Source organism: Stenotrophomonas sp. YJH_SMC_20 (genome assembly GCF_059367845.1).
The window spans coordinates 212,451-239,111 of the sequence record NZ_JCAFRG010000001.1 but is presented as its reverse complement, the minus strand read 5'-3'; the positions used below and the strand labels follow the sequence as shown (position 1 = coordinate 239,111).

Genomic DNA, 26,661 nt, shown 5'->3' with positions numbered 1-26,661 from the left:
GGTCCGATGCACGTTTGCAATGCGCGGCTGCAGGAATTTGCCGGTGCGCGGTTTTCACAACAGCCCGCACATTTCAGGATATCTGGATCGATACAATAATATCGGCCCATAAAGTTTCCCCTGCCTGCGCCGCCATCGACCGTACGGCCATTGATCAAGGGAATTGAGATGCTCGCCTTACGCAACCTCCGAGTGGGATCCCGGCTGGGCGCCGGGTTTGGTTTGCTGCTGCTGTTCATCGTCGCCATCGTCGGCCTGGCGTTGTACGGAAATCACCTGAAGTCCACCCAGTTCGAGAAAGTGGTGGACGTCAACATGGTGAAAATGCGGTTGTTGAACGAGATGCTGGATACCAATAATGCGGTGCTGATGCAGCGCCGGCTGATGGTGATCAAGCGCGGTGAGGATTTCGACAGGGATTATCGGAAGGCGCAGGAGCTGTCGCAGGCTTACGACGCCATATGGGCCAAGTACATCAAGATTCCGCGTGATGCCACCGGCGATACGCTGGTCGCGCGGATCGACGCGGCACGCAAGGCCACAGACGCGTCCACCCGGCAACTGCATGAGCGCATGAAGGCCGGCGATTTCGACGGTGCAGCCAAGGAGCTGCTTGCCGAGCAGGGCCTGGCGACGGCCTGGAACGAGGCGATCTCCACCCTGCTGCGGCACCAGGAGGTGCTGACGGCGCGCAGCCGCGAGGACTACCGCGCGACCGAGGCGTGGACCGGCACCTTGTCGATCGTGTTCGGCGTGCTGAGCCTGATACTCGGCTCGCTGGCCGCATGGGCCATCACCCGCAGCCTGACCCGGCCGCTGGAGGGAGCCGTGAAGCTCGCCGATGGCATCGCCAACGGGCGGCTGGACAGCAGCATCGACGCCTCCGGCAACGATGAGGTGACGCAGCTGCTCAGGTCGATGCAGCGCATGCAGGCGCAATTGCAGTCTGTGATGGCGGCGCAGGGGGAACTGGCTCGCCAGCACGATGCGGGCAGCCTCAGCTATCGCATGGATGAGAGCGCCTTCCCCGGTGACTACGGGCGCATGGTGCACGAGACCAATGCGCTCGTCGGCTCGCATGTGCAGGTGCAGAACCGGTTGATCGAAGTAATGAAGCACTACGCCAGGGGCGATCTGTCGGTAGACATGGATCCTCTGCCGGGCGAGAAGGCCGCGATCACCCAGGCGATGGACGAGACCAAGACCAGCCTTTCGGCGATCAACGGCGAGATCCGCCGGCTGGCGACGGCAGCAGCGGCGGGGGACTTCAGCCTGCGCGGTGACGAGCAACGCTTCGCTCACGATTTCCACGACATGGTGGCCGGGCTCAACCGGCTGATGCAGACCACCGACGAGAACCTGGTGCAGGTATCGAGCCTGTTGCAGTCCATCTCGCGCGGTGACCTGACCGTGCGCATGCAGGGGGACTTCCACGGGGTGTTCGCCCGGATGCGCGATGACTGCAACGCCACCGTCGACCAGCTCACGCAGATCGTCGGCCGCATCCAGGCCAGCGCGTCCAGCATCAACCTGGCGGCAGGCGAGATCGCCGCGGGCAACACCGACCTGTCGCGGCGCACCGAGCAACAGGCGGCGAACCTGGAAGAGACTGCGGCGTCGATGGAGGAACTGACCTCCACCGTGAAGCAGAATGCCGAGCACGCACGCCAGGCCAATCAACTCGCGATTGGCGCGCACGGTGTCGCGTCGCAGGGCGGCGAGGTGGTCGGACAGGTGGTCACCACGATGTCGGCCATCGAAGCCTCGTCGAAGAAGATCGCCGAGATCATCAGTGTCATCGACGGCATCGCCTTCCAGACTAACATCCTGGCCTTGAACGCGGCGGTGGAAGCCGCGCGTGCAGGCGAGCAGGGCAGGGGCTTTGCGGTGGTGGCCAGTGAGGTGCGCACGCTGGCACAGCGCTCGGCCGGTGCGGCCAAGGAGATCAAGAGCCTGATCGAGGATTCGGTCGGCAAGGTCGCCGATGGATCGGCGCTGGTCCGCCAGGCAGGCACCACGATGGGCGAGATCGTGGCGTCGGTGCAGCGCGTGACCGACATCATGGCTGATATCTCCGCCGCATCGCAGGAGCAGAGCTCGGGCATCGAGCAGGTGAACCAGGCTGTGGTGCAGATGGATGAGACCACGCAGCAGAATGCGGCGCTGGTGGAAGAGGCCAGTGCAGCGGCACGCTCGATGGAAGAGCAGGCCAACCTGCTGGCTGAGGCGGTTTCGGTGTTCCGCACGGGGGCGGCGACGGCAGCGGCGGTGGTACGCCCCGCATTGGCAGCGGTAGCTGCGACGGTCACCCCGGTACGCCGGCCCGCTGCGCTTTCACCCCGCATCGAACCGACACTGGCGGCGAACGCCGGTGGCTGGGAAGAGTTCTAGCAAGGCAGCACGCCGGTAGGGAGACGGCGCCCATCACGATGGCTGATCGTGATGGGCGCGGATTTTCTTCCTGAACGCGCGATGGCCAATGAGGTGGCGGACACGCGCATTTCACCTTGGGTTGCCAACCGCGGGAGGACACTTGCGCCATACCGGAACTCAGGAGATGGCCATGAAGACCTCGACCCGATTGCTTGTGCTGGGCACCCTGCTGGCGGCTTCGTCGGTGGCCGGCGCGCAGACGTATGGGCCGCGCGATGAGGGACGCAAGTTCAACGACGGCAGCCGCGTGGTCTGCAAGAACGTGGAAGTGCAGCGCAACTCGCGCGATCCGAACCGCATCGCCGGTACGGCCACCGGCGCGGTGATCGGCGGCCTGCTGGGTAACCAGGTGGGCGGCGGCAATGGCAAGAAGCTCGCTACCGTGGCCGGTGCTGTGGCCGGTGGTGCGGCCGGTCGCCAGATCCAGGGCAACAGCCAGCAGAAGAATGGCGACCGCGTGGTCGAGCGCCGCTGCGAACGCGTCTATCGCTGATCGATCGCCGACAGCCCCAGTTTTCCCCTTCCACATCGCAGTACTTGAACGCCGGCCCAGCGCCGGCGTTCTTCGTTGCAGGAAAAGGGGACGGAGGGAATTAAGTCGCAATCTCCCAAACCAGCCGCTTACGACTTAATCCCCTCCGTCCCCTTTTTTGCGAGGAGGCGCCAGGTGGCGAGGCTGCCGTAGAGCAGCAGCAGGACGGTGAGGGTGATCAGTTCGTGGCTGATGTCGGCCAGGCGGGCGTCCATCTGGTTCAGGCGCACCATCAGGTTGATGCCCGAGGTGGTCGGCAGCAGCTGTGCCAGCCAGACCAGCGGTTGCGGCGTCATCACCGCCGGCCACGACAGGTTGGCCAGGAAAAACAGCGGGATCGAGGTGGCGATGATGTATTGGAAGGCGCGCTCGCGGGTGCGGAAGAAGCTGCCGACGAACAGGCCGAAGGCCACCGTCGCGGCGATGAACAAGGTGCCGCCCAGCAGCTGGCCCAGCGGGTTGCCGCCGCGCGGATAGTCCTGCACCCAGGCAGTGAAACCGGCGTACCAGAACAGGCCGAACAGGCCGATCAGGCCGAAGCCCATCGCCATGCCGGCCAGGGTCGGCAGGTCGAAGCGCAGGCGCCGACCGAGTGCGAGGCGGCGGCCGCCGAGCAGGACGCCGATGCCCATGAGCAGCGTCTGATGCACGATCAGCTCGGCCACGCCGGGCACGATGGCGCTGCCATAGCCTTCCTGGGTGTTGTACAGCGGGCGCTGTACCAGGGTGACCGGCGGTGCCTGTGGCGCGCCCATGAAGGCGGCCTGGCCGACCACGGCGTCGCGCCCGAATGCGCCCAGTGCATCGGCCACGCTGCCCAGCACCCAGCTGGCACGGCCCAGGTAGGCGCCGTTGCCAAGCAATACCAGCTTGGCCGGATGGCCGCGCAGGATGTCGCGCTCCAGGTTGGCCGGGATCACGACGATGCCTTCGGCGTGGCCGGCTTCGAGCTGCTCGCGTGCGCTGTCGACGTCCGCCGGTTGCCCGACCACGCGCGCAACGCGCAGTGCGTCGAGCTTGCGCAGCAGCTCGCGGCTGGTCGCGCTATGGTCTTCGTCCACCACCAGCACCGGCAGGTTGCCGGCCACCTGGTGCCGGTAGGCGGCTGGATAGAAGAACGAATACAGGATCACCGCACCGACCATCACCACGATCGCGTAGCGGTCGCACAGCACCGCCATCAGGGTCTGCCGCAGGCTGCGCCAGAGCATGCTCATGCGTCAGCCCCTGCGGATTGTGCGGCGGCAGGCGTGCGTGCAAAGGCGATCAGGCGCAGGCCGCCGATGCCACCGGCCACCACCGTCATCAACAGCAGCGTAGCCAGCGGCCATGCCGAAACCTGCAGCGGCGAGCCGATGAACTGCTGCTGGGTCTGCAGCTTGATGTAGGCGCTCAATGGCAGCAGCTGGTGCCAGACGCGGGTAAACAACGGCCCGTCCAGCACCGGGAAGGTGGCACTGGAAAACGCCAGTGCGGTGCCGATGCTCAGACCCACCGCGGACAGCGCGGTACCCATGTCGCGGGTGACGCCGACGAAAAACAACGCGTAGGCGGCCGTGGCCAGGTAGAACAGTGGCTGTGCGAGCAGCAGCAGGAGCACGCTGCCGGCCACACCATCGCCGCGCAGCGAGGCCAGGTAGCCGATGCCGAGCGCGCCATACAGCGAGAACAGCAGGAGGTACGGCGCGACCTTGCCGGCGATCGCCGACCACGGCGTGCGAGCCAACCAGGCGGGCAGGGTGCCATCTCGGATCTCGCGGCCGAGGCTGCCGGCCACCGCAAGTGCCAGTACCAGTGACAGCACCGCCGGGAAGATCAGTGGCAGCAGGAACAATTCGTAGCTGCGCGCCGGGTTGTAGAGGATGTCCGACTGCACCGCGATCGGCGCCGCGCGCAGCTTGCCCGGGCCGACCTGCAGGCCGATGCGCTCGCGCAGCAGGCGTGCGTTCCATGCGGAAACCGCGTCGCCGATATCGCGCGCCGCGGACTGGCCGGTGGTCATGTAGGTGGCGTTGTAATAGGCGAACACCGTGCCCTGGCGTCCACGCAACGCCTGGCGGGTGACATCGCGCGGTACCAGCACGATGGCGAACACGTCCAGGCGGCGCAACTGCGAGCGTGCGTCCTCCAGGTCCGCTGGCTGGCTGGCGACGCGTACGCCGGGACTTGCGTCGAGCATGCGCATCAGCAGGCGGCTGTCACTGCTGTGGTCAAGGTCGACCACAGCGATCGGGATGTCGCGCATCACCGAAGGGGTGAACATCCACGCCATCACCACCAGCATCAGCAGGGGCAGCAGGGTGACCAGCAGCAGGTCGGCACGGTTGCTGCGCAGCGACTGCAGCTCGCGCCGCCACGAAGCGGCGAAGCCGTTGCGGTCCGGGCTCAGTGCTGGGGCCATGCGAACAGCACGCTCATGCCGGGGCGGAAGCCCTCGATGCGGCGTACCGGGCGCACCCGCACCTCGAAGCTGCGGACGTCATAGCCGGACGACTGGCGGGTGGTACGCCAGGTTGCGTAGTCGCCGGCCGGATTGATGAAGTAGACCTCGAACTCACCATCCAGGCCCAGCGCCGGCACGCTGCCCTGCAGTTTGCTGCCGACCTTCAGGCCCTGCATCTGCGATTCGCGCAGGTTCATCGCCACCCACATGCGGTCGATGTCGACCAGGGTGAACACCGGATAGCCGGCCGGCACCAGCTCGCCCGGATCGGCCATGCGCTTGTTGATCTCGCCCGCCACCGGCGCACGTCCTTCCACTTCTGCTCGCGCGGCGTTGACCTCGGCCACCGCGCCCTGCGCCTGCTGTACCTGGCCCTGCGCGGCGCGCTTGTCCTGCTCGCGGGCGCCGGCCAATGCCATGTCGTACTGCGCGCGGGCGGCGCGGGCCAGTTCGCGCGAACTGGTGGCCTGGGCATGCGCTTCATCGCGCTTCTGCCGGGTCATCACCCCTTCGTTGAACAGGTTCTGCACGCGCCGGTAGGTGGCTTCGGCCAGTGTCGCGCCGGCTTCGGCCCGCTTCCAGTTCGCTTCGGCGGCACGGATGTCTTCGCTGCGCGCGCCTTCATCGGCCTTGTCGGCCACCGCCTGCGCAGCGGCCAATGCGCCGTGCGCCTGCTGTTCCTTGGCGGCCACTTCGGGACTGTCGAGCAGGAACAGCACCTGCCCGGGCTGCACGCGATCGCCCTCGCGCACCTTCAGCTCGGCCACGCGCGCGGTGATCTTGGCGGCCACGTTGATCGTGTCCGCATCGGCCATGCCCTGGATCTGGTCGGCCGGGCTGCGCCAGGCCAGCCACAGGCCGAGCACCACCGCGACCAGCAGGACCACCAGCAGGATCGGTCCCAGCCGTCGCTTGCCGGGGGGCGTCGTCGCATCGTCGTGCAGCACATCACTCATGGTCGATCACCTCGTCCGCACGCCGCCGGAATTCTTCGAAACGGTCCATCTGTCCACTGATCTCCAGCAACTGTGCCAGCGCAATGTCGTATTGGTAGGCGGCCTGTGCGCGCTCGACACGGGCGCCGCCCAGGCCGAGCCGCGCATCGATCACATCCAGCGAGGTGGCCTGGCCTTCGCGGAATGCCAGCTCCTGCAGGCGCAGGTTTTCCTGTGCCTGGGCGATGCTGCTGTCGAGCAGCACGAACTGCTGGCGCGCGGTTTCCAGTTCGTTCCAGGCCTTGCGCACACCCAGTGCGACCTGGTTCTCGGCCTCGCGCAGGCCGGCTTCGGCCTGGTCCTGTTGTGCACGCGCGGCGCTGATCTGCGCCGGCCGCGAGTTCGGTGACAGGAAGGTGTACTTCAGCCCGATGCCGAACGCCCAGTCCGGGTCGGTCAGCATCTCGTCGCGGCGACGGAAGTCGTATTGGCCGAAGGCGAAGATCTGCGGCTTCAGCTTGGCCTGCTGCACGCGCACGCCCTGTTCGGCCTGCGCCACCATCGCGCGCAAGCGCGCGATCTGCGGCTGGCGCGCCTGCGCCGTGCGCTCGAAGCTGGTCACCGGTTCCAGCGGCACGCGCTGCACGAACAGCGGCGACACCGGCTGCACCTCGCCACCACTGCGCAGCAGCGTGGACAGCGCGGCCTTCAGCGTGGCCAGGTCATTCACCGTCTTCTGATACTCGCGCTCGGCCTTGTCGCGGGCCACGGTGGCCTGCAGGCGCTGCGCGCGGGTGGCGAAGCCCTCGCGTTCGAGCTTTTCGGCATCGGACAGGTGGCGGTTGAGGCCGTCGCGCACGTCGCGGCGCACGTCCACCGCCTGCTCGGCCAGGCGCTGGCCGAAGTAGGCCTGGGCCAGCTGCACGGTCAATGATTGGCGCTGTGCCTCGCGCTCGGCGTTGGCCTGCTCATGGGCGGCGCTGGCCGCACGTTGCGCGGCCGGGATCACGCCGCCGGTGTACAGCGGCAGCACCGCGGTCACTACCGGGCGTGTACGCCAGTCGCGCTCGGTGAACGACAGTGGCGAATCGATACCGAAGGCTTCAGCCACCGGCGCCAGCGAACCCAGTGGCAGGGTCAGGGTCTTCTGGAACTGCAGGCGGCGCACTTCGCCGGTGATCTCCGGCAGGCGCAGCAGGCGCGTGGCGTCCTGCAGGTCCTGCTTGTTGCGTACCGCTGCATCAGCGGCCGCCAGCGCATCGGAGACCTGCTCCAGGCGTTGCCGTGCCTGTTCCCAGTCCAATGCGGGGGCGTCGTTGCTGTTCTGCGCGGACGCAGCGGTTGGCAGGCAGGTCGCCAGCACCAGCGCCAGTGCGGCCTTCGCGCGGTGCATCCTCGTACGTCGGCCGATCACGCCCATGCCGTCCCAGTGGTAAAGAAGTGCGCAAACGGTAGTGCGCGCCGCGTGAAGCCCGGGTCTGCGATCATCGTTTCGTCCTCAACGAAGGGTGCCGCTGGCCGCAGTGCGCAGCGCCTGGGTGATGTGCTGCAGCGTGCTTGAGCGCACGGCGGCATGCTGCCAGTACAGCGGCACATCGAGCCAGCGGCGGGGTTCCAGGACCACCACGCGGCCAGCGCACACGGCGGGCGCGACCAGGGTTTCCGGGGCCATGCCCCAGCCGAGTCCGCACGCGGCGGCTTCGACGAAACCGGTGGAGGAGGGCAGGTAGTGTAGCGGCGGCTGCAGGCGCGCGCGGGTCAGGCGCCGCACGAAGCGCCATTGCAGTTCATCTTTGCGGTTGAACACCAGCATCGGTGCGCGCGCCAGTGCCGCAGCCTGCATGCCGTCGCTGAAGTACTGGCGGGCGAAGCTGGGCGAAGCAATCGCTTGGTACCGCATGGCGCCGAGCGGGTACACGTTGCAGCCCTTCACCGGCTGGCTTTCGGCGGTGACCGCGCCGAGCACGCTGCCATCGCGCAGCAGTTGCAGGGTGTGGTCCTGGTCGTCCATGCGCAGGTCGAACAGGTAGCCATGGCGCTGGTGCAGGTCGGCGATGGCCGGCACGAACCAGGTGTCAAGCGAGTCGTCGTTGACCGCCAGGGGGATGGGCGTACGCGCAGCGTCGTTGCCACGCTCGGGCAGCAGCTCGGCCAGCGCCTCGGCTTCCAGTGCCTGCATCGGCCGTACCCGGCGCAGCAGCGCTTCACCCGCGGCGGTGGGGCGGCACGGTGCCTGGCGAACCAGCAACACCTGCCCGAGCCTGTCCTCCAGGGCCTTGATCCGTTGCGACAGTGCCGACGGGCTGATCGACAGGCGGCGTGCCGCGGCCTCGAAGCTGCCTTCTTCCAGCACCGCAGCGAATGCGGCCAGCTGCGGATGTACCAGGTCCATGCCGTCGCCTCTTCAGTTTTCCTGCACAGGATAAAGAAAAACCAGATTGTCTTAACCGGCCGTTGGCCGCACCCTGCGCATCCCTTCGCTGCCTGGCTTGTCCTGATGTGGATCGCCGCTACCGCCGCCGGCCTGTTCGCAGGTGCCGGCCTGATCATCGCCATCGGTGCGCAGAACGCCTTCGTCCTGCGCCAGGGCCTGCAGCAGCGCCATGTGGGGAAGGTGGTGCTGGCCTGCGCCGGCGCGGACATCGCGTTGATCCTGGCGGGCGTGGGCGGCATGGGCGTGCTGGTGCTGCAGTGGCCGCTGCTGCTGCAGGTGCTGCGCTTCGGTGGCGCGGCCTTCCTGCTCTGGTATGGCCTGCAGGCGGGGCTGCGCGCATGGCGCGGTGGCAGTGTGCTGGCCGCCGCCGAGGCGCAGGGCGGCAGCGGACGGCAAGTGCTGCTGACCTGCCTGGCCTTCACCCTGCTCAACCCGCACGTCTATCTGGATACCGTGGTGCTGCTGGGCAGCCTGTCCACGCGCTACCCCGGTGACCTGCGCTGGGCCTTCGCCGCCGGTGCGTGCGCCGCCAGCGTGGCCTGGTTCTGCACGCTGGGCTATGGCGCGCGCCTGTTGCAGCCGGTGTTCCGCAGGCCGGACGCCTGGCGGGTGCTGGATGGGGGCGTCGCGATCTTCATGTTCTGCCTGGCAACGCTGCTTCTGCTGCGTCCGCTCTAGGCCGCATCCACCGCGCACAATGGCGTTTCGCCGGGGCGCAGGGTCAATACGCGCACGCCGCTGCGGGTAACCGCCACGGTGTGCTCGAACTGGGCAGACAGCTTGCCGTCGCGGGTGTAGACCGGCCATTGGTCCGGCTGCTGGCGGATGGCCGGCCTGCCCTGGTTGAGCATCGGCTCGATGGTGAACACCATGCCTTCTTCCAGCACCAGGCCGGTGTTGGGATGGCCGTAGTGCAGGATCTGCGGTTCCTCGTGCATTTCCTGGCCGATGCCATGGCCGCAGTATTCCTTCACCACGCTGTAGCCGTGGCTGCGCGCGTAGCGGGCGATGGCGTGGCCGATGTCGCCCAGGCGTGCACCGGGGCGCACCGCAGCGATGCCTTTCCACATCGCCTGGTAGGCGGTCTGCACCAGCCTGCGCGCGGCGTAGTCGACCTCGCCCACCAGGTAGGTGGTGCTGGAGTCGGCGATGTAGCCGTTCTTCTCCAAGGTGATGTCGAGGTTGACGATCTGGCCGTTACGCAGCACGTCGGTGGTGCTGGGCACGCCGTGGCAGATCACGTTGTCGATCGAGGTATTGAGCACGTACGGGAAGCCGTACTGGCCCTTGCTGGCCGGCCGCGCCTGCAGCTCGTCGACGATCATGCGTTCGACGAAATCGTTGATCTCCATCGTGCTGCGGCCCTGCAGCGGCAGCTGGTCGAGTGCGGCGAACACCTGGGCCAGCAGGCGCCCGGATTCGGCCATCAGCGCGATCTCGTCGGGGCGCTTGATGATCGCCATCTGCTCAGACCTGTCCCGGTGCCAGCAGCGGCGGCTGCACGCCGGCAGCCCGCAGTTCGCTGGCGACGATGTCCTGGAAGCTCAGCGTGGGGTTCATCTCGCACAGCATGCCGACCCGGATCCAGAAGTTGGCCTGGGCGTTGATCGAACGGCTGGAGACAGTGCAGGCACGGCGCAACTGGTCGTGCAGGGTGTCATCGATGTTGACGATGCCCATCGGCGGTCCTGGAGTGGGAATATACGAAGCGTATATGTTTCGTATATCCGCCTCAAGCCCGCGTTGTTCAGTCCAGGTGGGTGGCAAAGCGCAGGCGGTTGCCGTCGGGGTCACGCAGCCGCATCTCGCGGCTGCCCCATTCGGTGTCATGCGGCGGCTGTTCGATGGGGACACCCGCGGCGCTGAAGGCGCGGTGCAGCGCGTCTACGTCCTCGACGATGAAGTACACCGCGCCGCCGACCTCACAGTCGCCGCTGTGTTCGGTGAGGAAGATCGTCTGGCCGTCGCGGGTGAGCTGGGCGAACAGTGGGAAGCCTGGTTCGAAGCGGTGTTCCCAGTCGACTACGAAACCCAGTCCCTGCACGTAGAACGGCAGGGTGGTATCGGCGTGGTGCATGCGCAGTTGCGGGATGACGGTCTGGGGCATCGCGGCGGCTCCGGGGCGGAAGTCCAGTGTAGTGCCGGCCGCTGGCCGGCATCCGCATGCGCCCGGGAACAACGAGGTTGCCGGCCAGCGGCCGGCACGACCGGACGCGGTCAGCAGGCGGTTGGCACCGAAGCCATAGCCGCCAGCAGCTCGCGGTTCACCTGTTGGTGCCGCGCCTGCCACGCGGGCAGGTCATCGACACGGATGTCGGGCTGGCCATCCAGCGACGATAGCCAGCGCTTGAAGCGGCTCTGGTAGTTGGCCAGCGACACTTCGCCGGTGATGTCACTGCCGACCAGGCCACCGGCGCGCAGTGCTTCGATCACCACCAGCGCGTGTTCCAGCTGGAAGCGGCCCTGGTCCCAGTTGCTGCGGGCAACGTCCTCGGCGAACACATCCTTGTCGATCGACAGGTAGGTCGGCTGTGGGGATGCGGCCTGCTCGGCGGCGAACGCGGCGACCAGTGCTTCCGGGTGCTCGAAGCGTCGGAACGCACGGCCCATGCCGAGGCGGTGGCCCCAGCCCACGTCCACGTCCATGCACCAGTACGTCAGGCGTCCACCCATCAGCGGTCGCCAGTGGTTCTCCCAGGCATGACCGAGGCCGATATCGCTGGAAGTGATGCCGAGCACATGGATGTGCGAGATCTGCGGCAGCTTGCTGGCGGCGTTCACCCACGAGCCGCAGTGCATGCCGAGCGGGAACCGCATGTTGTCCGGATGGTTGTCCAGCACGACCAGCTGGAATGGCGCCTGCCCATGCATGCGGCGCAGCAGCGGCAGGCTGAGATGGTGGAAGTCACCACTGCCGAGCATGACCGTGCCGAGCTGCGCGGGCAGCGGTGCCAGCACTTCGGCGGCGAAACGGTCCAGGGTGGCATTGCTGCAGGCGAAGCGCAGCGGGTCGTGCCACTGCGGCAGGGCCAGGATCTGCGCCCGGGGCAGCGGCAGCACGCCACCGTCCAGGTCCAGGATCAGCGGCGAACGCACCGGCATCGTTCAACCGCCTCCATCAGGTTCGCCCTGCAGGTACGGGGCCAGCCTGCGAAGGGCGGCACGCAGCAGCGGGGAGCGTGCGTGGATCGCGTGCCGGGTGGAGGTGAAGCGCGCACCCAGTTCGGCCTTGATGCGCGAGTCGGTCCAGCCGGCCACGTAGTGGCTCAGGCCGTGCCGCAGCGCGTACTCGAGGTTGTGCATCCAGCTGACCGCGTACAGGTTGTGCTCGCGCGACTGCGGATAGGCCAGGCCGATGTACTTGTCCACCAGCTTGCCGGCATGCACGTAGCACAGGTTCCAGCCGATCAACCGGCCCTGGTGGCGGTACAGGAACATCCGTCCCTGGCCCTGGCTGTCGGCCAGCAGGTACTGGAAATAGGACAGGTCGAGCTGGTCGAAATGCACCGCGCTCTGCGCGTATACGTCCAGGTACAGCGCGTACAGTTCGGCCTGCAGTTGCGGGTCGGCCAGGGCCGGGTTGCCGGTGGCGATGCAGTCGATCTGCAGGTCATCGCGCGAACGCAACTTGCGACGGATGTTCTTGCGGCGCGAGGATGACAGGCGGCCGAGATAGCCATCGAGCGAATCGAAATCGATCGCCACCCAGGCCAGCGGCATGCCTTCCAGTTCGACGAAGCCGCGTGCCAGCAGCGCCTGCAGGAAGGCGCCGCTGTGTGCGTTGGCCGCGTCGTCCAGCAGCGGTGAATCGACTGCCAGGTCCTTCACCACCAGCAGCCGGGTATCGCCGATCGCGTGACGCGTCACGTCCTCGGCCAGCGCCTCCGGGGCAACGTGTGCCGGCAGCGGGGTGTACTCGGTGCTGGTGGCACCGACGAAGCGCGTCTTCCAGGTGATCCACGGCCGCCACAGGCGCGACAGCGGCAAGCCAAGCAGCTTGCCGCGCAGGTCTTCGTCCATCGTGGTGGTCAGGTCGAGCGGCGCACGGAAGGTCGGCAGGCCGCTGGGGAGCAGGCCTGCCTCGAATCCAAGCGGCGGGTGGGCCAGGAAGCCCTCCAGCAGCACGGCCGGTTCCAGCGCGGTGCTGGATGCGCGTGACGTCATCTCCATCGGCACGGGAACCGGCAGCGCATCGACCTCAGCCCTTGGCCTTGGTCAGCGCCTGGTCGAGCAGGGTGATCGCCAGGCCGATCTCTTCGTAGCTGATGTCCAGCGACGGCGCGAAGGTGATCACGTTCTTGTACCAGCCACCCACGTCGAGCACGAGGCCCATGCGCTTGCCGTCGTGCAGCAGGTCACCGGCCAGGCCGATGTCGACCATGCGGTCCAGCAGCTCCTTGTTCGGGGTGTAGCCGTCGGCCTGGCAGATTTCCGCACGCAGCGCCAGGCCCAGGCCGTCGACGTCGCCGATTTCCGGGTGGCGCTTCTGCAGGCCGCGCAGGCCGTCGAGGAAGTACGCGCCCTTTTCCGGCACGGTGCGCTCGTAATCCATTTCCTTGCCCAGCTTCAGCACTTCCAGGCCCAGGCGGGTGCCCAGTGGGTTGGAATTGAAGGTGGAGTGGGTGGAGCCCGGCGGGAACACGGTCGGGTTGATCAGCTCTTCGCGCGCCCACAGGCCCGACAGCGGGTTCAGGCCGTTGGTCAGCGCCTTGCCGAACACCAGCACGTCCGGGGTCACGCCGAAGTGCTCGATCGACCACAGCTTGCCGGTGCGCCAGAAGCCCATCTGGATTTCATCGACGACCATCAGGATGCAGTACTTGTCCAGCACGCGCTTGAGGCCGGTGAAGAAGTTGCGCGGCGGGATGACGTAGCCACCGGTGCCCTGGATCGGCTCGACGTAGAACGCGGCGTACTCGGCCTGGCCGACCTTGGGATCCCACACGCCGTTGTACTCGCTTTCGAACAGCCGCTCGAACTGCCACACGCAGTGGTCGGAGTACTCGTCCGGGGTCATGCCCTTCGGGCGGCGGAAGGGGTACGGGAACGGGATGAACATCGCGCGCTCGCCGAAGTGGCCGTAGCGGCGGCGGTAGCGGTAGCTGGAGGTGATCGACGACGCACCCAGGGTGCGGCCGTGGTAGCCGCCCTCGAAGGCGAACATCAGGCTCTTGCCGCCGCGCGCGTTGCGCACGATCTTCAGCGAGTCCTCAATGGCCTGCGCACCGCCGACGTTGAAGTGCACGCGGCCGTCGAGGCCGAACTTCTCGTGCATGTCCACGGCAATGGTCTTGGCCAGCTGCACGCGGGTCGGGTGCAGGTACTGGCTGGCGACCTGCGGCAGGGTGTCGATCTGGTCCTTCAGTGCATCGTTCAGGCGCTTGTTGCTGTAGCCGAAGTTGCACGCCGAGTACCACATCTGCAGGTCGAGGTAGGGCACGCCCGCGCCGTCGAACATGTAGCTGCCTTCGCCGCGCTGGAAGATCTTCGGCGGATCGACGTAGTGGACGGTGTCGCCGAAGGAGCTGTAGCGGGCTTCGTCGGCCAGCAGCTGCGCATCGGAGGCAGCGGCGTCGGCGTTCTTGTCAAAAATATTCATGCAGTTCGGTTCCGTGAAGGACGTTCGAAAGGGGTAACAGGGGAGCGCGCATGGAAGGGAGTGCTCAGGCGGTGGCAAGCAGCAGGGGCAGTGCGGCGGGCTGCGGGCTGGCGTCGGGGTGACGTGGCTGCAGCAGGCTGCCATCGAGCAGGCGCGGCAACAGTGCGATTGCATCGTGGAAGGTATCGATGGCGGCATGCGCGATGCCGGCCTTCGTGCAATGGGTAATCAGACGGCGCTTGGCGAACACGAAGTCGGCGTCTTCAGAGACGCAGAAGTCCGAGCTGCCGTCGCCGATCATCAGCACGCGCGGTGCTTCGTTGGCGCGCGCCTGCGCGGCGCAGGCGCATTTGCAGGTGCCACTGCGGCAGCCTTCGGCCTGGTAGGGCGATTCCAGTTCCCAGTGGTCATCGCACCAGCGCAGGTGGTTGGCCACCACCGGCAGCTGCGCCAGGCCGTGGTTGGCGAGGATGCGATGGATCGCATAGTCCAGGCCGTCGCTGACGATGCGCAGTGGCAGGCCCAGCTGCTCGGTGCGAGCGACGAAGGCGACGAAACCTGGATCGATCTGCACCTGGTCCAGATGGGCATCAAGCGTGGCCGGATTCAGTTCCAGCAGCCGCACCTGGCCCTGCATGCATTCACGCGAGCCGATCTTTCCCGCCTTCCACTGGTCTTCCAGTTCCTGCCAGCCCGGCTGGCCGTACTTTTCCAGCAGCGAGTCGATGACATCTTCGAGGCTGATGGTGCCGTCGAAGTCACACAGGATGCTCCAGTGCATGGGCAGGTCCGTCGATGAGAAAGGCGTCCGGCACATTGCCGGGGCAGGCTCAATGTAGGCAGGCCGCCTTTCTCGTTCCTTTCCTGTTGAAAGGCGCTTTTGACGGGCTGGGAAAGCGTTCAGGAAAGTACATGGATGAATGCGCGGAGCGCAGGCCACGCATGCACGTGCCGGTCAGGCGCGGGCCAGGACCTGCAGTATTTCGCCCGTCTCCTCACGGGTCTGCCAGGCGCTGTTGCCAAGGGTGAGCATGCGTGCGGCGAAGTCGCGTGCGTTGGGCATGTCGTCCTGCGGCACGATGCCGCGCAGGTACGCGTAGTCGGGCAGGGCATGGATGAACATGCGGCTGGCGCCGAGCCCGCGTGGCCACAGGTCTTTCAATACGGCATCGCGGGCGCGCTGACTGGGCAGCAGCAGCATCAGCATCGGCCAGGTGCCACCGCTACCGGCAAGGCCGTCGACCACCTCAACGGCTGGCAGCTGTGCCAGCTGCACGCGCAGCTGCAATGCACGCAGGCGCCCTGCCTGCAGGAAGGCCGGCAGGCGCCGCGCGGCATGGGCACCGATGTTCTGCCGCCATCGGCTGACCTGGTGCTGCGGTATGTCCAGCGGGAAAATGTCACCGACCGCGTCTTCCAGATCGCCACGCTGCAGTGCGCTGCGCAGCGGATTGCCGTACACCAGCGACAGCAGCGAGGGGCGATAGCAGGCGGCAAGGCCAAGCAGCTGCACACTGCGAAGCAGCTCCCAGCGCAGGTTGAAGCGCACGTGTTCGGCGGCATGCTCGGCCAGTTCGGCGCGCAGTTCGTCATCGCGGCTGACCAGCAGGCCGCCTTCGTGCAGGCTCAGTCCCTTCCCTGCAGCGAGGCTGAAGAATCCGATATCGCCACGCAGGCCGACACTGCTGTTGCCCACCCGTGCACCCAGCGCCTGTGCGGCATCTTCGATGACCCGGGTGCCGGCGCCGCGTGCGATGTCGCAGGCCTGTTCGACATCGGCGATGCGCCCGCCCAGGTGGGTCGGCAGGATCGCCAACGTACGCGCATCGGCCAACCGTTTGAGCTGGCCGGGATCGAAGTCGAAGTGGCCGTGCCGGGTATCGCACAGCTGCACGCGCAGGCCGAGGCTGTGCACCGCGATCGGCACCAGCGGGCAGGTGTAGGCCGGCATGATCACTGTGTCGCGCTTTGGCGCACGCTTGCGCAGCGTGCGCAGCGCGATCAGCAGCGCGTGGGTACCGGAACAGGTCAGCTGCAGCGGCGGTGTGCCGAGCTGGTTGGCCAGGATCTCGCGCAGGTCGCCGCCACCGGGAAGGAAGTCGCTGGCCTGCATCGGCAGGCCAGCCGTCGGCGGCAGTTCGCGCGCGAACAGGCTCATCGCCGCGCGCTCATGGCGTGCTTGCGGCGGGGCTGTGCGGATCGTCTGCTTCGGCGCGACCGAGGCAGGCGATGCCGGCCACGATCAGGACCGCACCGACCAGGTGGTGCAGAGTCAGTGGTTCGTTCAACAGCCACGCCGACAGCAGCAGCACGCTGATCACTTCCAGGTGCGAAGCCGCGAACGCCGGACCGATCGGCGCATGCCGCAGCAGGCTCATCCAGGTGAAGAACGCCCCCACGTAGCCGAGGATGGCGCCGTACACCCACGGCTGCGACAGCACGCGCAGCAGCCACGCCGTGTTGGCCTCCACCGGCAGCGCGGCGTCGCCGGCGTATTTGAAGCACAGCTGGGCCAGTGTGTCGAAGGCCATCAGCAGCGGGAAGCCGATTACATACAGGCGCCTCATGAGCCGGCCCCCACCACCGCCACGCCCGCCGTGACCAGCAGCATGCCGGTCACCCGCAATGGCGTGAGCTTTTCGCGGAACAGGATGCGGCCGGCGATCATCAGCGCGACGATGTTGATCGAGCCAAGCAGCACGCCCTTGGACAATGGAACCAGCGACAGGAACGCAATCCAGGCGACGAACTCAAACACGTAGCAGGCGATGCCGATCCACAGCCAGGGGCGGCTGAGCATGTGTTTCCAGCGTTGCAGTCCCTCACCCTCCTGCGGATCGCTGGCGGCGGCCTTGAAGGCGAGCTGGCCACCGGTATCGAGTACCACATTGGCCAGCCACAACAGCGTGGCAAGTGCCCCCATCTCAGGCCACCGCCTTGAGCGCGCCGCTGCGTTCGCCGATCCCGGCGAAGAAGCGCGCGCTGCGGCGGATCACCTCTCGACGTTCGCGGTCGATGGTGATCATGTGGTAACTGTCCTCCAGCACCACCAGTTCCTTTGGGCCGCTGACCCGCGACATCACCAGTTCGGCATTTCCCATGCTGGCCACGTCGTCCTCGCGGGCGTGCATCACCAGGCATGGTGCGGTGACCTGGTGCAGGTGGCGGCGGGTCCAGTTGCTCAGCGCACGCATCTCGGCCAGCGCGTGCCAGGGATTGCCCGGCAGGCCGGCGGCGGCGCTGTCGCCGGACAGCATGGCGGCGCTGACCTGCGCACGCAGGCGCTCGTCGCGCAGGCCGTACGGCGGTTCTTCCATGAACATGCGGTCGCGGCCGATGTTGAAGCGTTTGAACCAAGGCAACAGGAACGAGAGGCGGGCGACGGCGGGAATGTTCCAGCCGTCGTAGCGGAACGTGGCGCCATATACGCCGACGCCGGACACCCAGTCCGGTCGTCGGGCAGCAAGTGCCAGCGACAGCACCGCGCCCATCGACAGGCCACCGACGAACAGCTGGTCGACCTTGCCGCGCAGGCTTGCCGCCGCATCTTCCACGCCCTGGTACCACTGTTCCCAGGTGGTCGCCAGCAGGTCATCCACGGTGCCACAATGGCCGGGCAGCTGCACGCCGTGTACGGTGAAGCCGGCGTTGTTCAGCCCTTTGCCCAGCATGCGCATTTCCGCCGGGGTACCGGTCAGGCCGTGAACCAGCAGCACGCCCTGCGGGCCACCGGGGAGGAAGAAGTCGTGCGAGTCGGTCACCTGGCGGCTCCGGGACGGCAGTGGAGAGGGTCAGGATCGCAAGCGCGATTTTCGCCAGCCTTTCAGCGTCCCGGCCGGGTCAGGATGCCTTCAGCAGCGGCAGCGAGATGGCGACCTTCAGTCCACCACCGGGCCGGTTGAGGAAGCTCAGGCGGCCGCCGAAGTGCTCCACCGCCTCGTGGGCGATGGCCAGGCCCAGGCCGGTGCCGCTGGCGGTGGTGCCGGGGGCGCGGAAGAAGCGCTCGCCCAATCGTGGCATCAGCTCCTCGGGTACGCCGGGTCCGTTGTCCTCCACATACAGTTCGACGTCATTGTCATCCAGCGCATGCACGCCGACGGTGACGGTCGCACCGCGGCCGGCATAGCGCAGCGCATTGTCGATCAGGTTGTCCAGTGCCTCCTGCAGCTGGGCACCGTTGCCGAGCACGCGCAGAGGGTGGGGACTGCCGAGGTAGCCCAGGTCGATGCCGTCGCGGATCGCTTCGGGCACGCGCATGCCGACCCACTGTGGCACCCGTTCGCACAGGTCCAGTGCCTCCACGGTATCGGGCACGGTCTGCGCCCGGCTCAGCGCCAGCAGCTGGGTGCTGACCCGCGCGGTGCGCTGGTTGAGCCGACGGATGTGCTGCAGTGCCTCGCGCACCGTGTCCGGGTCGCCATGCGCCAGTGCCTGGTCCACGTGCAGGGCCATGCCGGCCAACGGCGAGCGCAGCTGGTGCGCAGCGTCGGCGATGAAACGGTTCTGCAGGGTGATCATTTCCGCCTGGCGGGCAAACAGATCGTCGATGGTGCTGATCAGCGGCTGGATCTCCTCCGGCACGTCGGCGTCGGAGATCGGCGCCAGTTCGCCGCGGCGCTGTGCCAGGCGGGTCCTCAGCGGGGTCAGGATGCGCAGGCCATGGGTCACCCCGAACCAGACCAGCGCGGCGGTGCCCAGCGCCAGCATGGTCATCAGCGGGATGATGATCATCAGGATCTCTCGCGCGCGCTGGCGTCGTTCGGCCATGCTTTCGGCCACCGTCACCGCCAGCTGGTCCTGCGGATCGTTCATCGCACGCGTGCAGACGGTGGCCATGCGCACCGGCTGGCCGTTGAGAATGCCGTCGTACAGGGTGGGGTCCACGCCGGTGCATTCCTGCGAAGGCGCGTAGGCACTGAAATCCGCATTGCCGCTGAGTGTCCCCTGGCGGCTGCTGTCGACGTTGAAATAGCGATGGCCGTCGGGCTCGTACTCGATCAGGAAGCGCGCCTGCGGTGACAGCTCGCTGGTCACCGGCATGCCGCTCAGCATCTGCGCGAAGGAGTGCGTGTCGTCGATGAGGTTGCGGTCGTGGATGCGGTTGGAGTAGTCCAGCGCAACGTAGTAGGCCAGGATCGTATTGAAAGTGAGCAGGGCCAGCATCGGCAGCGCCAGGAAGGCAAGCAGGCGCCGGCGCAGGCTGGGCGGTCCACTGATCACGGGGCGCTGTCGTCCTGCGCGTCTTCCAGCATGTAGCCCAGCCCGCGCACGGTGCGGATGCCCATGCCGCCGGGCTGCAGCTTGCGGCGCAGGCGGTGCAGGGCGATGTCCAGGCCGTTGTCGGTCAGGTCCTGGCCCCAGTCGCACAGCGCTTCCACCAGCTGCGCGCGCGATACGATGCGCTCGGCGCGAACGGCCAGCGCCGACAGCAGGCCGAACTCGCGTGCGGTCAGTTCAAGTGATTGGTCGTCGATCCAGACGCGGTGCCCGGCCAAGTCCAGGCGCAAGCGGCCGACGCGCAGGTCCGGATTACCGTTGCTGGTGACCCGCCGCAGCTGTGCTCGCACGCGGGCTTCGAATTCGTCCAGTGCGAACGGCTTGACCAGGTAGTCGTCGGCACCGAGGTCGAGCACGCGCACCCGCTCGGCCAGGCCGTCACGCGCGGTCACCACCAGCACCGCCAGGCCATCGCCACGCTGGCGCAGTCGTTGCAGCACGTCGCGGCCATCCAGTTGCGGCAGCCCCAGGTCCAGCACCAGCAGTGCGTACTGGGTCGAGCCCAGTGCTGCATCGGCGTGCGCACCGTTGTCGACGTGGTCGACCACGTGCCCCTGCCGGCGCAGCGAGGCGCACAGGCCGGAGGCGATGTCCGGGTCGTCTTCAGCAATCAGAACGCGCATGCGCGGGGGCTCCTGTAACGGTCAGGCCCACCGGCTGGGCGGGGTGGGCCTCTCGGCTGCCGAAGGGTAGCCGCAAACCGGGTGAAGGTGGAGCGCGCCGGCACCTCCCGGCGCCGTCGCGCTGTCCCTCCATTCAGTCCTGCAGGCCCGGCTCACCCAGCGCCAGCGGCACCCGCGAACCATCCAGCAGGCCACGGCTGAGCTTGCCCTCCTCGATGAACAGCAGTTCGCCGTTCTCGCCGTTCTTGATGCTGCTGTCGATCGCGATCACGCGGTCGCCGTGGAAGCTGCTGACGTGTGGCATCGAGGTATGGCCGACCACGATGCGCTTGAGCTGCAGGCGGTCGAGCACGGCCTGCACACCCGCAGTGTCGAGGCGGCCATCGAAATAGCCGCGGTACCAGATCGGGCTGGTCTTGCCGTCATACAGCGGTGCCGTGGCCGGGTCGGCCTTCACTTCGGCCTTGGGCAGGCCCAGCGAGGCCTGGTAGGCCGCGTTGGTGCGTGCCGGGTCCAGCGCCAGCTGCACCGCCTCGGGCGAGATGCCGCCATGCAGGAACAGGGTATCGCCGATCTTCAGCAGCACCGGGCGGGTGCGCAGCCACTGCCCGATCACCGAATCGGCACCATACAGCTGCGGGTAGCTGCGGCCCAGCAGCTGGGCGCTGCGCAGGTACTTCGGGTTGACGTAGCGCAGGTCGTCGTACAGCACCATGGTTTCGTGGTTGCCGAGCACGAAGTGCACGGCGCCACCGGCGGCGGCCGCCTGCTGCTGCAGGCCGTAGAGCAGCCAGAACGCCTCGGTCACCTGCGGGCCGCGGTCGAACACGTCGCCGGCGATGACCAGTGTGTCCTTGCCCAGCGCCCAGCGATCCTCCGCGTCGATCACGTGGTGGGCGCGCAGCAGGCGCACCAGCAGGCCGTACTGCCCGTGGATATCGGACAGGGCAACGATGCGCGGTACCGACGGCAGCACGGAGACCGACGGTGCGTTGGGTGCGGCGACATGCACGGTGTGTTCGTAGCCGCAGCGCGGCGGGATATCGGTGCTCGCCGCGTTGATCGGCAGCGCGCGCGACTCGACCTTGTCCGCGCAGATCCATTTCGCCTTCAGCTGCTTGCCGTCGCGGAACACGTACGGGCCATCGGCCTGTACATGGTCAGCAGGCGCGGCGACCTCGCGGGCCTGCGTGGCTCCAGCGGCACAGGCCAGCAGGGCCAGCGGCAGCAGGCGGGCAAGGCGGAACAGGGCGCGATGCGGCATGGGATGTTTCCTTGGCGGGCAATGAAGAGGCAGGCCCGAAGGCCCGCCCTTGATGCTACGCCGTCGCTGCGCCAGCCGCATTGCCGTTCCGGTCTGCCCGGCATGCGGCCGTCGGCTCAGAACTTCGCGCGCAGGTTGAACAGCACGCGGCGCGGTTCGCCCCAATAGCCGGAGTTGAAGAAGCCGACGTTTCGGTAGTAGACCTTGTCAAACAGGTTGGTGACCGTCACGCCCACGCTCAGGTTGTCGTTGATGCGGTAGCGGCCCATCAGATCGAACAGCACGTAGCCGCCCTGGCTCATCCGACCGGTGGCCGTGACCGGCGCACCGCTGGCGGTGAAGCGGCCGGTGGGAATGGGCTGCATCTGGTAGATCTCGCTCTGCACGCTGACACCGCCGCCCAGCGTCCACTGGCCATGGGTCCAGGTGGTATTGAAGCGGGCCAGGTGCATCGGGCTGGTGCTGGCGAAGCGGCTGCCATCGGGGTTGCTGCTGTAGCTGTAGGTGTAGCCGCCGGTCATGCTCCAGTGGTCGTTGATCGAACCGGAGACTTCGAACTCACCGCCCTGGGTGGTAATGCCACGGCTGGCGATGTACGGCGAACTGCCATCGGGCAGCTTGATCTCGCCACCGTTCGGGTCCAGCTCGGCCACGTTGTCCTGCTTCATGTAGAAGCCGTTCAACGCCGCGTACAGGCGGCCGCCGAAGAAGTCGGCCTTCAGGCCGTACTCGTAGTTGCCACCGGTGGTGGGGGCCAGCAGCTGGTTGTTGATGTCGCGCCGCGCGGTGGCCTGGAACACGTCCGAATAGCTGGCAAAGGCGGTGATGGTGCTGCTCAGATCATACAGCACGCCCACGTATGGGGTCAGCTCATGGGCGGTGGTGCGCGCGCTGCGGCTGGTGAACACGCCGTCGGTGTTGTAGTTGTCGGTGGTGGTGCGGTAATCGGAATAGCGCGCGCCGGCGATGATCTTCAGCGGATCGATCGGGTTCAGGCGCACGGCGGCGTAGTAGCCGGTCTCGGTGGTGTTCACCGTGCTGGACGGAATGCCGTAGTTGTACGTGGTCGGCTTGCCGATGTTGCCGTCCCAGCTGAAGATGCTGGGGAAGGCGGCCACGTTGTACGGGCGCGAGGTGATGCCGGCGCGGATGGTGTCCAGGTCACGGTCGTAGTGGTTGATGCCCACCACCAGCTCGTGCGAACGGTCGAACAGCTGGAACGGACCGGACGCGTACAGGTCGAAGGCATCCTCGCGGGTTTCCGACACCGAATAGGTATCGGCAATGCGCAGGCCCAGACCGGTGACCGGGTCGGCCCAGTTGCCGGTGTTGGAGCCGGCCAGCAGCAGCGAATCGGTATCGGTGGCGCGGTGGTTGTACGCCAGGCGGCCACTCCAGCCGGCGCCGAACTGCTGTTCCAGGGTGGCGAAGTAGTTGGTGCTTTCGCGGTTCCACTCGTTCCAGCGCGCTGCGGCGCTGTAGGAACGCGGCATGTGCGCGCGGCTGCCATCGCGGAAGTACAGCGGCGAGGCGCTCCAGGCGCCGCCATCGGAACCGGTCTTCAGGTAATCGATGCCAGCACGCAGGCGGGTGCTGTCGGTCAGGTCGGCTTCGATCACCCCGTACAGGCTGGGCGACTTGTCATGCTGGAAACGTACCCAGCTTTCCTTGTCGGTGTAGGCGCCGACGAAACGCCCGCGTACGCGGCCACTCTTGCTGAGCGGGCCGGACACATCCACTTCGGCACGCTTGTAATCCCACGAACCGGCGCTGAGGCTGGTGCTGGCCTGGAAGGTTTCGGTCGGGCGCTTGCGCACCATGTTCACCGTGGCCGACGGGTTACCCGAGCCGGTGACCAGGCCGCTGGCACCGCGCACCACTTCAATGCGCTCGTAGATGGAGGTGTCGCTGAGGATCGAGTTGCCGCCGGCACCGGTGGTGTAGTTGGTGGGAATGCCATCGAACATGAAGTTGTTGATGGCAAAGCCGCGCGCATTGAACAGCGTGCGGTTGCTGTCATACGACTGGATGGTCACGCCGGGCGTCTGCTGCAGCACCTCGGAGATCGTGATGAGGTTGAAATCCTCGATGCGCTGGCGGGTGAACACGGTCAGCGACTGCGGGGTCTCGCGCAGGGTCAGCGGCAGCTTGGTGGCGGTGTTGGTGCCATAGACCTGGTAGCCCTCGGTGCGCTGGGTCACCATCACCCGGTCCAGTTCGGTGGTGGTCGGCGCACTGTCCTGGGCAAATACCGGCGCGGCGGCGCAGGCGAGCGACAAGGCGAGGGCGTTCCGGCGCAGGGCGCCAGAGTGCGTGTGCTTCATGCAATGACCTTTCTAGTTCAGGAATGGGAAGACGGGCGTGGCGCCGGCTTGGCCGGGCTGCGGAAACTGAGCCAGAGCACCATGGCCCCGGCGCCTGCGGCGAGCACGCCACACCAGCCCACGAAGCCCTGGGCAACGCCCCAAGCCGCGATGCTCGGTGCCAGGCTGGCCGCCAGCGCGGCCGCGCCCAGCAGGCGCAGCAGGCGGCGGCGCGGCGCGGCGGGGGCATGACCGGTGACGTCGCGATGGTGGCGTTCCATCGCCAACGCCAGACATACGAAGCCGACGGTCGCCAGCAGCAGGGCGAGCGCGCTCATGCGCTGGCCTCGGCAGCCGGGGCGGCGCGTGGCTTGCGTTGCGCCGGCACGAAACGATGCACCTTGCGCGCTGCCCACAACAGGCTGGCGCCGATCAGCAGCAGGCCGATGTCGATGCCGGCCCGGGCGCCATCACCGTTGGCCAGCGCAGTGACCGCGCCCCCCTGCCAGGCCGCCAGGTTGTACAGCGGCAGGCCCAGCGCCAACACGCCGGCCAATGCCAGTTGTTCCACCCAGCCGCGACGGGCCGGACGGAATAGCGCGTGCAGCAGGCAGGCCGCCCACGCGTAGAAGAACACCTTCACTTCGGCATCGCTGCGGTTGGCCAGCTCCACCGGCCGCAGGCGGTTGCCCCACAGGAATGCCAGCATGGCGACCGGCAGGCCGCTGACGAAGCCGATGTTCAGGCGTTCCACGATGCGGAAACCCAGATGCGGACGCGCGGGGTCGGGCAACTGGGTGCGGCGCTTCACCGTCCACAACACCAGCCCGGTGGCGACCATCAGCGTGCCGGCCACGCCGGACAGGAAGAACAGCCAGCGCATCGTGGTGGGCGCGAAACGTGCCGCGTGGAGTCCGATCATGCCGTCGCGGGTGACCACGGCGGCCGAGCGCGGCGGGGCAGCATCGAGCAGTTCGCCGCGCGCGTCGAAGGTGAGGGTGTCGTTGGCCCCGGCAATCTGGTCGGCCTGCTGGCGGCGCACGGCAATGCGCATCGACGCATCGCCTGGCTGGTCGATCTGCAGCGACGCGGCATGGCCACCGCCCCACTGCAATTCCGCACGGCGCAGGACCTGGGCCAGTGCGGGCGGCGCAGCGGCTACGCCACTGGGTTCGACCTTTTCCGCGCGCGGGAACAGGTCGGCGAAGAACGCATCGCGTCCACCGGGGTAGTTCGCGTCCACCGCCCACGGCATGTACAGCGTCATCAGGGTGATCAGGCCGGTGTAGGTGATCATCAGGTGGAACGGCAGCGACAGCACCGCCAGCGCGTTGTGGCCGTCCAGCCAGGTGCGTTGGCCCTTGCCGCGGCGGAAGGTGAAGAAGTCGGTGAAGATCTTCTTGTGGGTGATGACCCCGCTGATGATCGCCACCAGCATCAGCATGGAACAGGCACTGATGAACCAGCGCGCCCACAACACCGGTACGTAGTGCAGATCGGAATGCAGGCGATAGAAGAAGTTGCCACCGCGTGTCTCGCGCACCTGCACCGGGGTGCCGTTGGCATCCAAGGTGGCTTGGTTGGGATTGCGCTGGCCACGCCGGCGTTCCTTTTCGCCCTTCGCCTGCCAACTGACGGTGGTGGCACTGCTGCGCGAATCGGGCAGTTCGATGCTCCAGCGCTGCGCGTCCGGTGCAGTGCGGGCCAGGAACTGCTGGGCCTGGGTGACGGCGGTCGTGGCCTCGGCGGGCAGGCCGATTTCTGGCTGCATCCAGCGGGTCAGTTCTTCCTTCCAGTACGATGCGGTACCGGCAATGAAAATCAGGAACAGCACCCAGCCGACCACCAGGCCCGACCAGGTGTGCAGCACCGATTGCGATTGGCGGATGCCGCCCAGGTTGTCGGCGCTGCTCATGCGTAGTTCCCGCGCAGCAGCCAGGCGATCAGTGCAGCGAGGGCGCCCGCGGCCAGCAGGCCCACAGCGGCACGCAGGGTGCTGCGCGCGGCGTAGGCCCAGATGGCGGCCAGTGCGTAGACCACGAACGCGGCCATGGTCGCCACCAGGGTGGCATCGGCCTTGGCGCCCGGCAGCAGACGCGCCAGTGCGGCGGCCCAGCAGGCAGCCACGGCGTAACCGCCCAGCAGCGCCAGCAGACCGCGCGCCCACAGCAGGCCATGACCGTTACCGCGCGCCACGCGCTTGGCCGGCGCAGCGCCGGCAGCAGAAGGAGAGGTAGGAGCGGCCATCGCCGATGTCAATGAGAACCGTGTGCAATTGCAATTGAATGCTATTTGACACCGGTGACCCTGTCGAGTCCCCCATTCGGGGGGGGGCGCCGTTTACAGCTTGCGCACCACGGTAGCGTGCGCCGGCAGTGGCTGTCCGTGGGTGTCCAGCGGTTGCATGTAGGGCACGGTTGAGCCGTTGTCACGCTGGACCAGGGAAGAGTGGGCTTCGCCAGCGCCGAAGCGATGGCGTTCGCCCCACTGGCGCAGCGCGACCAGCAGCGGGAACAGCTCCTGGCCGGCGGCGGTGAGCACGTATTGCTGGTAGGCCGAGCCATCGGAGGCCGGTTGCAGTTGCAGGATGCCGGCCTCGACCAGCCTGCGCAGGCGATCGCTGAGGATGTTGCGCGCCGCGCCGAGGCTGCGCTGGAAGTCGCCGAAGCGGGTGATGCCATCGAAAGCATCGCGGATCACCAGCAACGCCCAGCGGTCACCGAGCAGGTCGGCGCTGCGGGCGACGGGGCAGGGGCTGTTGGCGTGCATGCTGGGGCCTCCGAATGTGGTTGCAGTTTAAAACCAATGGCGATAGCCT

At 67.3% G+C, this 26,661-nt stretch carries 27 protein-coding genes; 3 read left to right on the top strand and 24 right to left on the bottom strand.

Annotated features, from left to right (window positions below):
• Positions 1-168: 168 nt before the first annotated feature.
• Entirely contained in the window at positions 169-2,391 is a 2,223-nt protein-coding gene (locus AC5P6A_RS01070) for a methyl-accepting chemotaxis protein (RefSeq protein ID WP_346714671.1), read from the top strand.
• Positions 2,392-2,557: 166 nt separating this feature from the next.
• Positions 2,558-2,926 carry a glycine zipper 2TM domain-containing protein gene (locus AC5P6A_RS01065; RefSeq protein ID WP_005415760.1) on the top strand — a complete coding sequence of 123 codons (369 nt, stop codon included), beginning with the start codon at positions 2,558-2,560 and terminating at the stop codon, positions 2,924-2,926.
• A 128-nt stretch (positions 2,927-3,054) separates the two neighbouring features.
• Here AC5P6A_RS01065 and AC5P6A_RS01060 read toward each other — a convergent pair whose 3' ends face one another.
• From AC5P6A_RS01060 to AC5P6A_RS01040, 5 genes are all read right to left on the bottom strand, one after another.
• Positions 3,055-4,182 (bottom strand): ABC transporter permease, encoded by a 1,128-nt coding sequence (locus AC5P6A_RS01060; RefSeq protein WP_227844157.1) that lies wholly within the window; start codon positions 4,180-4,182, stop codon positions 3,055-3,057.
• Positions 4,179-5,366 (bottom strand): ABC transporter permease, encoded by a 1,188-nt coding sequence (locus tag AC5P6A_RS01055; RefSeq protein ID WP_227844158.1) that lies wholly within the window; start codon positions 5,364-5,366, stop codon positions 4,179-4,181. The genes AC5P6A_RS01060 and AC5P6A_RS01055 overlap by 4 nt, the downstream gene beginning before the upstream one ends.
• Positions 5,351-6,364, bottom strand: a complete 1,014-nt coding sequence (locus AC5P6A_RS01050; RefSeq protein WP_072166865.1) for an HlyD family secretion protein — start codon at positions 6,362-6,364, stop codon at positions 5,351-5,353. Before AC5P6A_RS01050 ends, AC5P6A_RS01055 begins: the two co-directional genes overlap by 16 nt.
• Entirely contained in the window at positions 6,357-7,763 is a 1,407-nt protein-coding gene (locus AC5P6A_RS01045; protein WP_180876044.1) for a TolC family protein, read from the bottom strand. The genes AC5P6A_RS01050 and AC5P6A_RS01045 overlap by 8 nt, the downstream gene beginning before the upstream one ends.
• A 78-nt stretch (positions 7,764-7,841) precedes the next feature.
• Positions 7,842-8,735, bottom strand: coding sequence for an ArgP/LysG family DNA-binding transcriptional regulator (locus AC5P6A_RS01040; RefSeq protein WP_171952302.1), 894 nt, complete (start codon positions 8,733-8,735; stop codon positions 7,842-7,844).
• A gap of 105 nt (positions 8,736-8,840) precedes the next feature.
• Here AC5P6A_RS01040 and AC5P6A_RS01035 point away from each other — a divergent pair, with 105 nt between their 5' ends.
• Positions 8,841-9,455 (top strand): LysE/ArgO family amino acid transporter, encoded by a 615-nt coding sequence (locus tag AC5P6A_RS01035; protein WP_171952301.1) that lies wholly within the window; start codon positions 8,841-8,843, stop codon positions 9,453-9,455.
• Here AC5P6A_RS01035 and map read toward each other — a convergent pair.
• The 19 genes from map to AC5P6A_RS00940 form a co-directional block, all read right to left on the bottom strand.
• On the bottom strand, positions 9,452-10,234 hold the full coding sequence (gene map, locus AC5P6A_RS01030) for a type I methionyl aminopeptidase (RefSeq protein WP_346714799.1): 783 nt from the start codon (positions 10,232-10,234) through the stop codon (positions 9,452-9,454). The genes AC5P6A_RS01035 and map overlap by 4 nt on opposite strands.
• A 10-nt stretch (positions 10,235-10,244) precedes the next feature.
• Positions 10,245-10,457, bottom strand: coding sequence for a ParD-like family protein (locus AC5P6A_RS01025; RefSeq protein ID WP_005415768.1), 213 nt, complete (start codon positions 10,455-10,457; stop codon positions 10,245-10,247).
• A 67-nt stretch (positions 10,458-10,524) separates the two neighbouring features.
• Positions 10,525-10,884 (bottom strand): bleomycin resistance protein, encoded by a 360-nt coding sequence (locus AC5P6A_RS01020; RefSeq protein ID WP_111098996.1) that lies wholly within the window; start codon positions 10,882-10,884, stop codon positions 10,525-10,527.
• A 110-nt stretch (positions 10,885-10,994) separates the two neighbouring features.
• Positions 10,995-11,879: an arginase family protein gene (locus AC5P6A_RS01015; RefSeq protein ID WP_155029168.1), complete on the bottom strand. Its 885-nt coding sequence runs from the start codon at positions 11,877-11,879 to the stop codon at positions 10,995-10,997.
• A 3-nt stretch (positions 11,880-11,882) separates the two neighbouring features.
• Positions 11,883-12,947, bottom strand: coding sequence for a GNAT family N-acetyltransferase (locus tag AC5P6A_RS01010; RefSeq protein ID WP_346714672.1), 1,065 nt, complete (start codon positions 12,945-12,947; stop codon positions 11,883-11,885).
• Between the two features lie 28 nt (positions 12,948-12,975).
• The gene (locus AC5P6A_RS01005) at positions 12,976-14,376 is read right to left on the bottom strand and encodes an aspartate aminotransferase family protein (RefSeq protein ID WP_346714673.1); all 1,401 of its coding nucleotides are present in this window, start codon (positions 14,374-14,376) and stop codon (positions 12,976-12,978) included.
• 64 nt (positions 14,377-14,440) lie between these two features.
• Complete coding sequence (locus AC5P6A_RS01000) at positions 14,441-15,157, bottom strand: MtnX-like HAD-IB family phosphatase (RefSeq protein ID WP_180882667.1); 717 nt, start codon at positions 15,155-15,157, stop codon at positions 14,441-14,443.
• A 174-nt stretch (positions 15,158-15,331) separates the two neighbouring features.
• On the bottom strand, positions 15,332-16,534 hold the full coding sequence (locus tag AC5P6A_RS00995) for a DegT/DnrJ/EryC1/StrS family aminotransferase (protein ID WP_180876036.1): 1,203 nt from the start codon (positions 16,532-16,534) through the stop codon (positions 15,332-15,334).
• A 10-nt stretch (positions 16,535-16,544) separates the two neighbouring features.
• Positions 16,545-16,943: a DMT family transporter gene (locus AC5P6A_RS00990; RefSeq protein ID WP_019659193.1), complete on the bottom strand. Its 399-nt coding sequence runs from the start codon at positions 16,941-16,943 to the stop codon at positions 16,545-16,547.
• Positions 16,940-17,299 (bottom strand): EamA family transporter, encoded by a 360-nt coding sequence (locus AC5P6A_RS00985; protein ID WP_019659192.1) that lies wholly within the window; start codon positions 17,297-17,299, stop codon positions 16,940-16,942. Before AC5P6A_RS00985 ends, AC5P6A_RS00990 begins: the two co-directional genes overlap by 4 nt.
• Position 17,300: 1 nt before the next feature.
• Positions 17,301-18,137 (bottom strand): alpha/beta fold hydrolase, encoded by an 837-nt coding sequence (locus AC5P6A_RS00980; protein ID WP_164144631.1) that lies wholly within the window; start codon positions 18,135-18,137, stop codon positions 17,301-17,303.
• A 79-nt stretch (positions 18,138-18,216) separates the two neighbouring features.
• On the bottom strand, positions 18,217-19,596 hold the full coding sequence (locus tag AC5P6A_RS00975) for a sensor histidine kinase (RefSeq protein ID WP_019659190.1): 1,380 nt from the start codon (positions 19,594-19,596) through the stop codon (positions 18,217-18,219).
• Complete coding sequence (locus tag AC5P6A_RS00970; protein WP_019659189.1) at positions 19,593-20,276, bottom strand: response regulator; 684 nt, start codon at positions 20,274-20,276, stop codon at positions 19,593-19,595. The genes AC5P6A_RS00975 and AC5P6A_RS00970 overlap by 4 nt, the downstream gene beginning before the upstream one ends.
• A gap of 133 nt (positions 20,277-20,409) precedes the next feature.
• Positions 20,410-21,540 (bottom strand): metallophosphoesterase, encoded by a 1,131-nt coding sequence (locus tag AC5P6A_RS00965; RefSeq protein WP_180876033.1) that lies wholly within the window; start codon positions 21,538-21,540, stop codon positions 20,410-20,412.
• A 116-nt stretch (positions 21,541-21,656) separates the two neighbouring features.
• A complete protein-coding gene (locus AC5P6A_RS00960) occupies positions 21,657-23,864 on the bottom strand; it encodes a TonB-dependent siderophore receptor (RefSeq protein ID WP_180876030.1) in 2,208 nt (735 codons plus the stop codon).
• A 17-nt stretch (positions 23,865-23,881) separates the two neighbouring features.
• On the bottom strand, positions 23,882-24,181 hold the full coding sequence (locus AC5P6A_RS00955) for a DUF3325 domain-containing protein (RefSeq protein WP_346714674.1): 300 nt from the start codon (positions 24,179-24,181) through the stop codon (positions 23,882-23,884).
• A complete protein-coding gene (locus AC5P6A_RS00950; protein WP_346714675.1) occupies positions 24,178-25,758 on the bottom strand; it encodes a PepSY-associated TM helix domain-containing protein in 1,581 nt (526 codons plus the stop codon). Before AC5P6A_RS00950 ends, AC5P6A_RS00955 begins: the two co-directional genes overlap by 4 nt.
• Entirely contained in the window at positions 25,755-26,090 is a 336-nt protein-coding gene (locus AC5P6A_RS00945) for an iron transporter (protein WP_167692757.1), read from the bottom strand. The genes AC5P6A_RS00950 and AC5P6A_RS00945 overlap by 4 nt, the downstream gene beginning before the upstream one ends.
• A 93-nt stretch (positions 26,091-26,183) precedes the next feature.
• Positions 26,184-26,612: a winged helix-turn-helix transcriptional regulator gene (locus AC5P6A_RS00940; RefSeq protein ID WP_346469441.1), complete on the bottom strand. Its 429-nt coding sequence runs from the start codon at positions 26,610-26,612 to the stop codon at positions 26,184-26,186.
• Positions 26,613-26,661 lie beyond the last annotated feature (49 nt).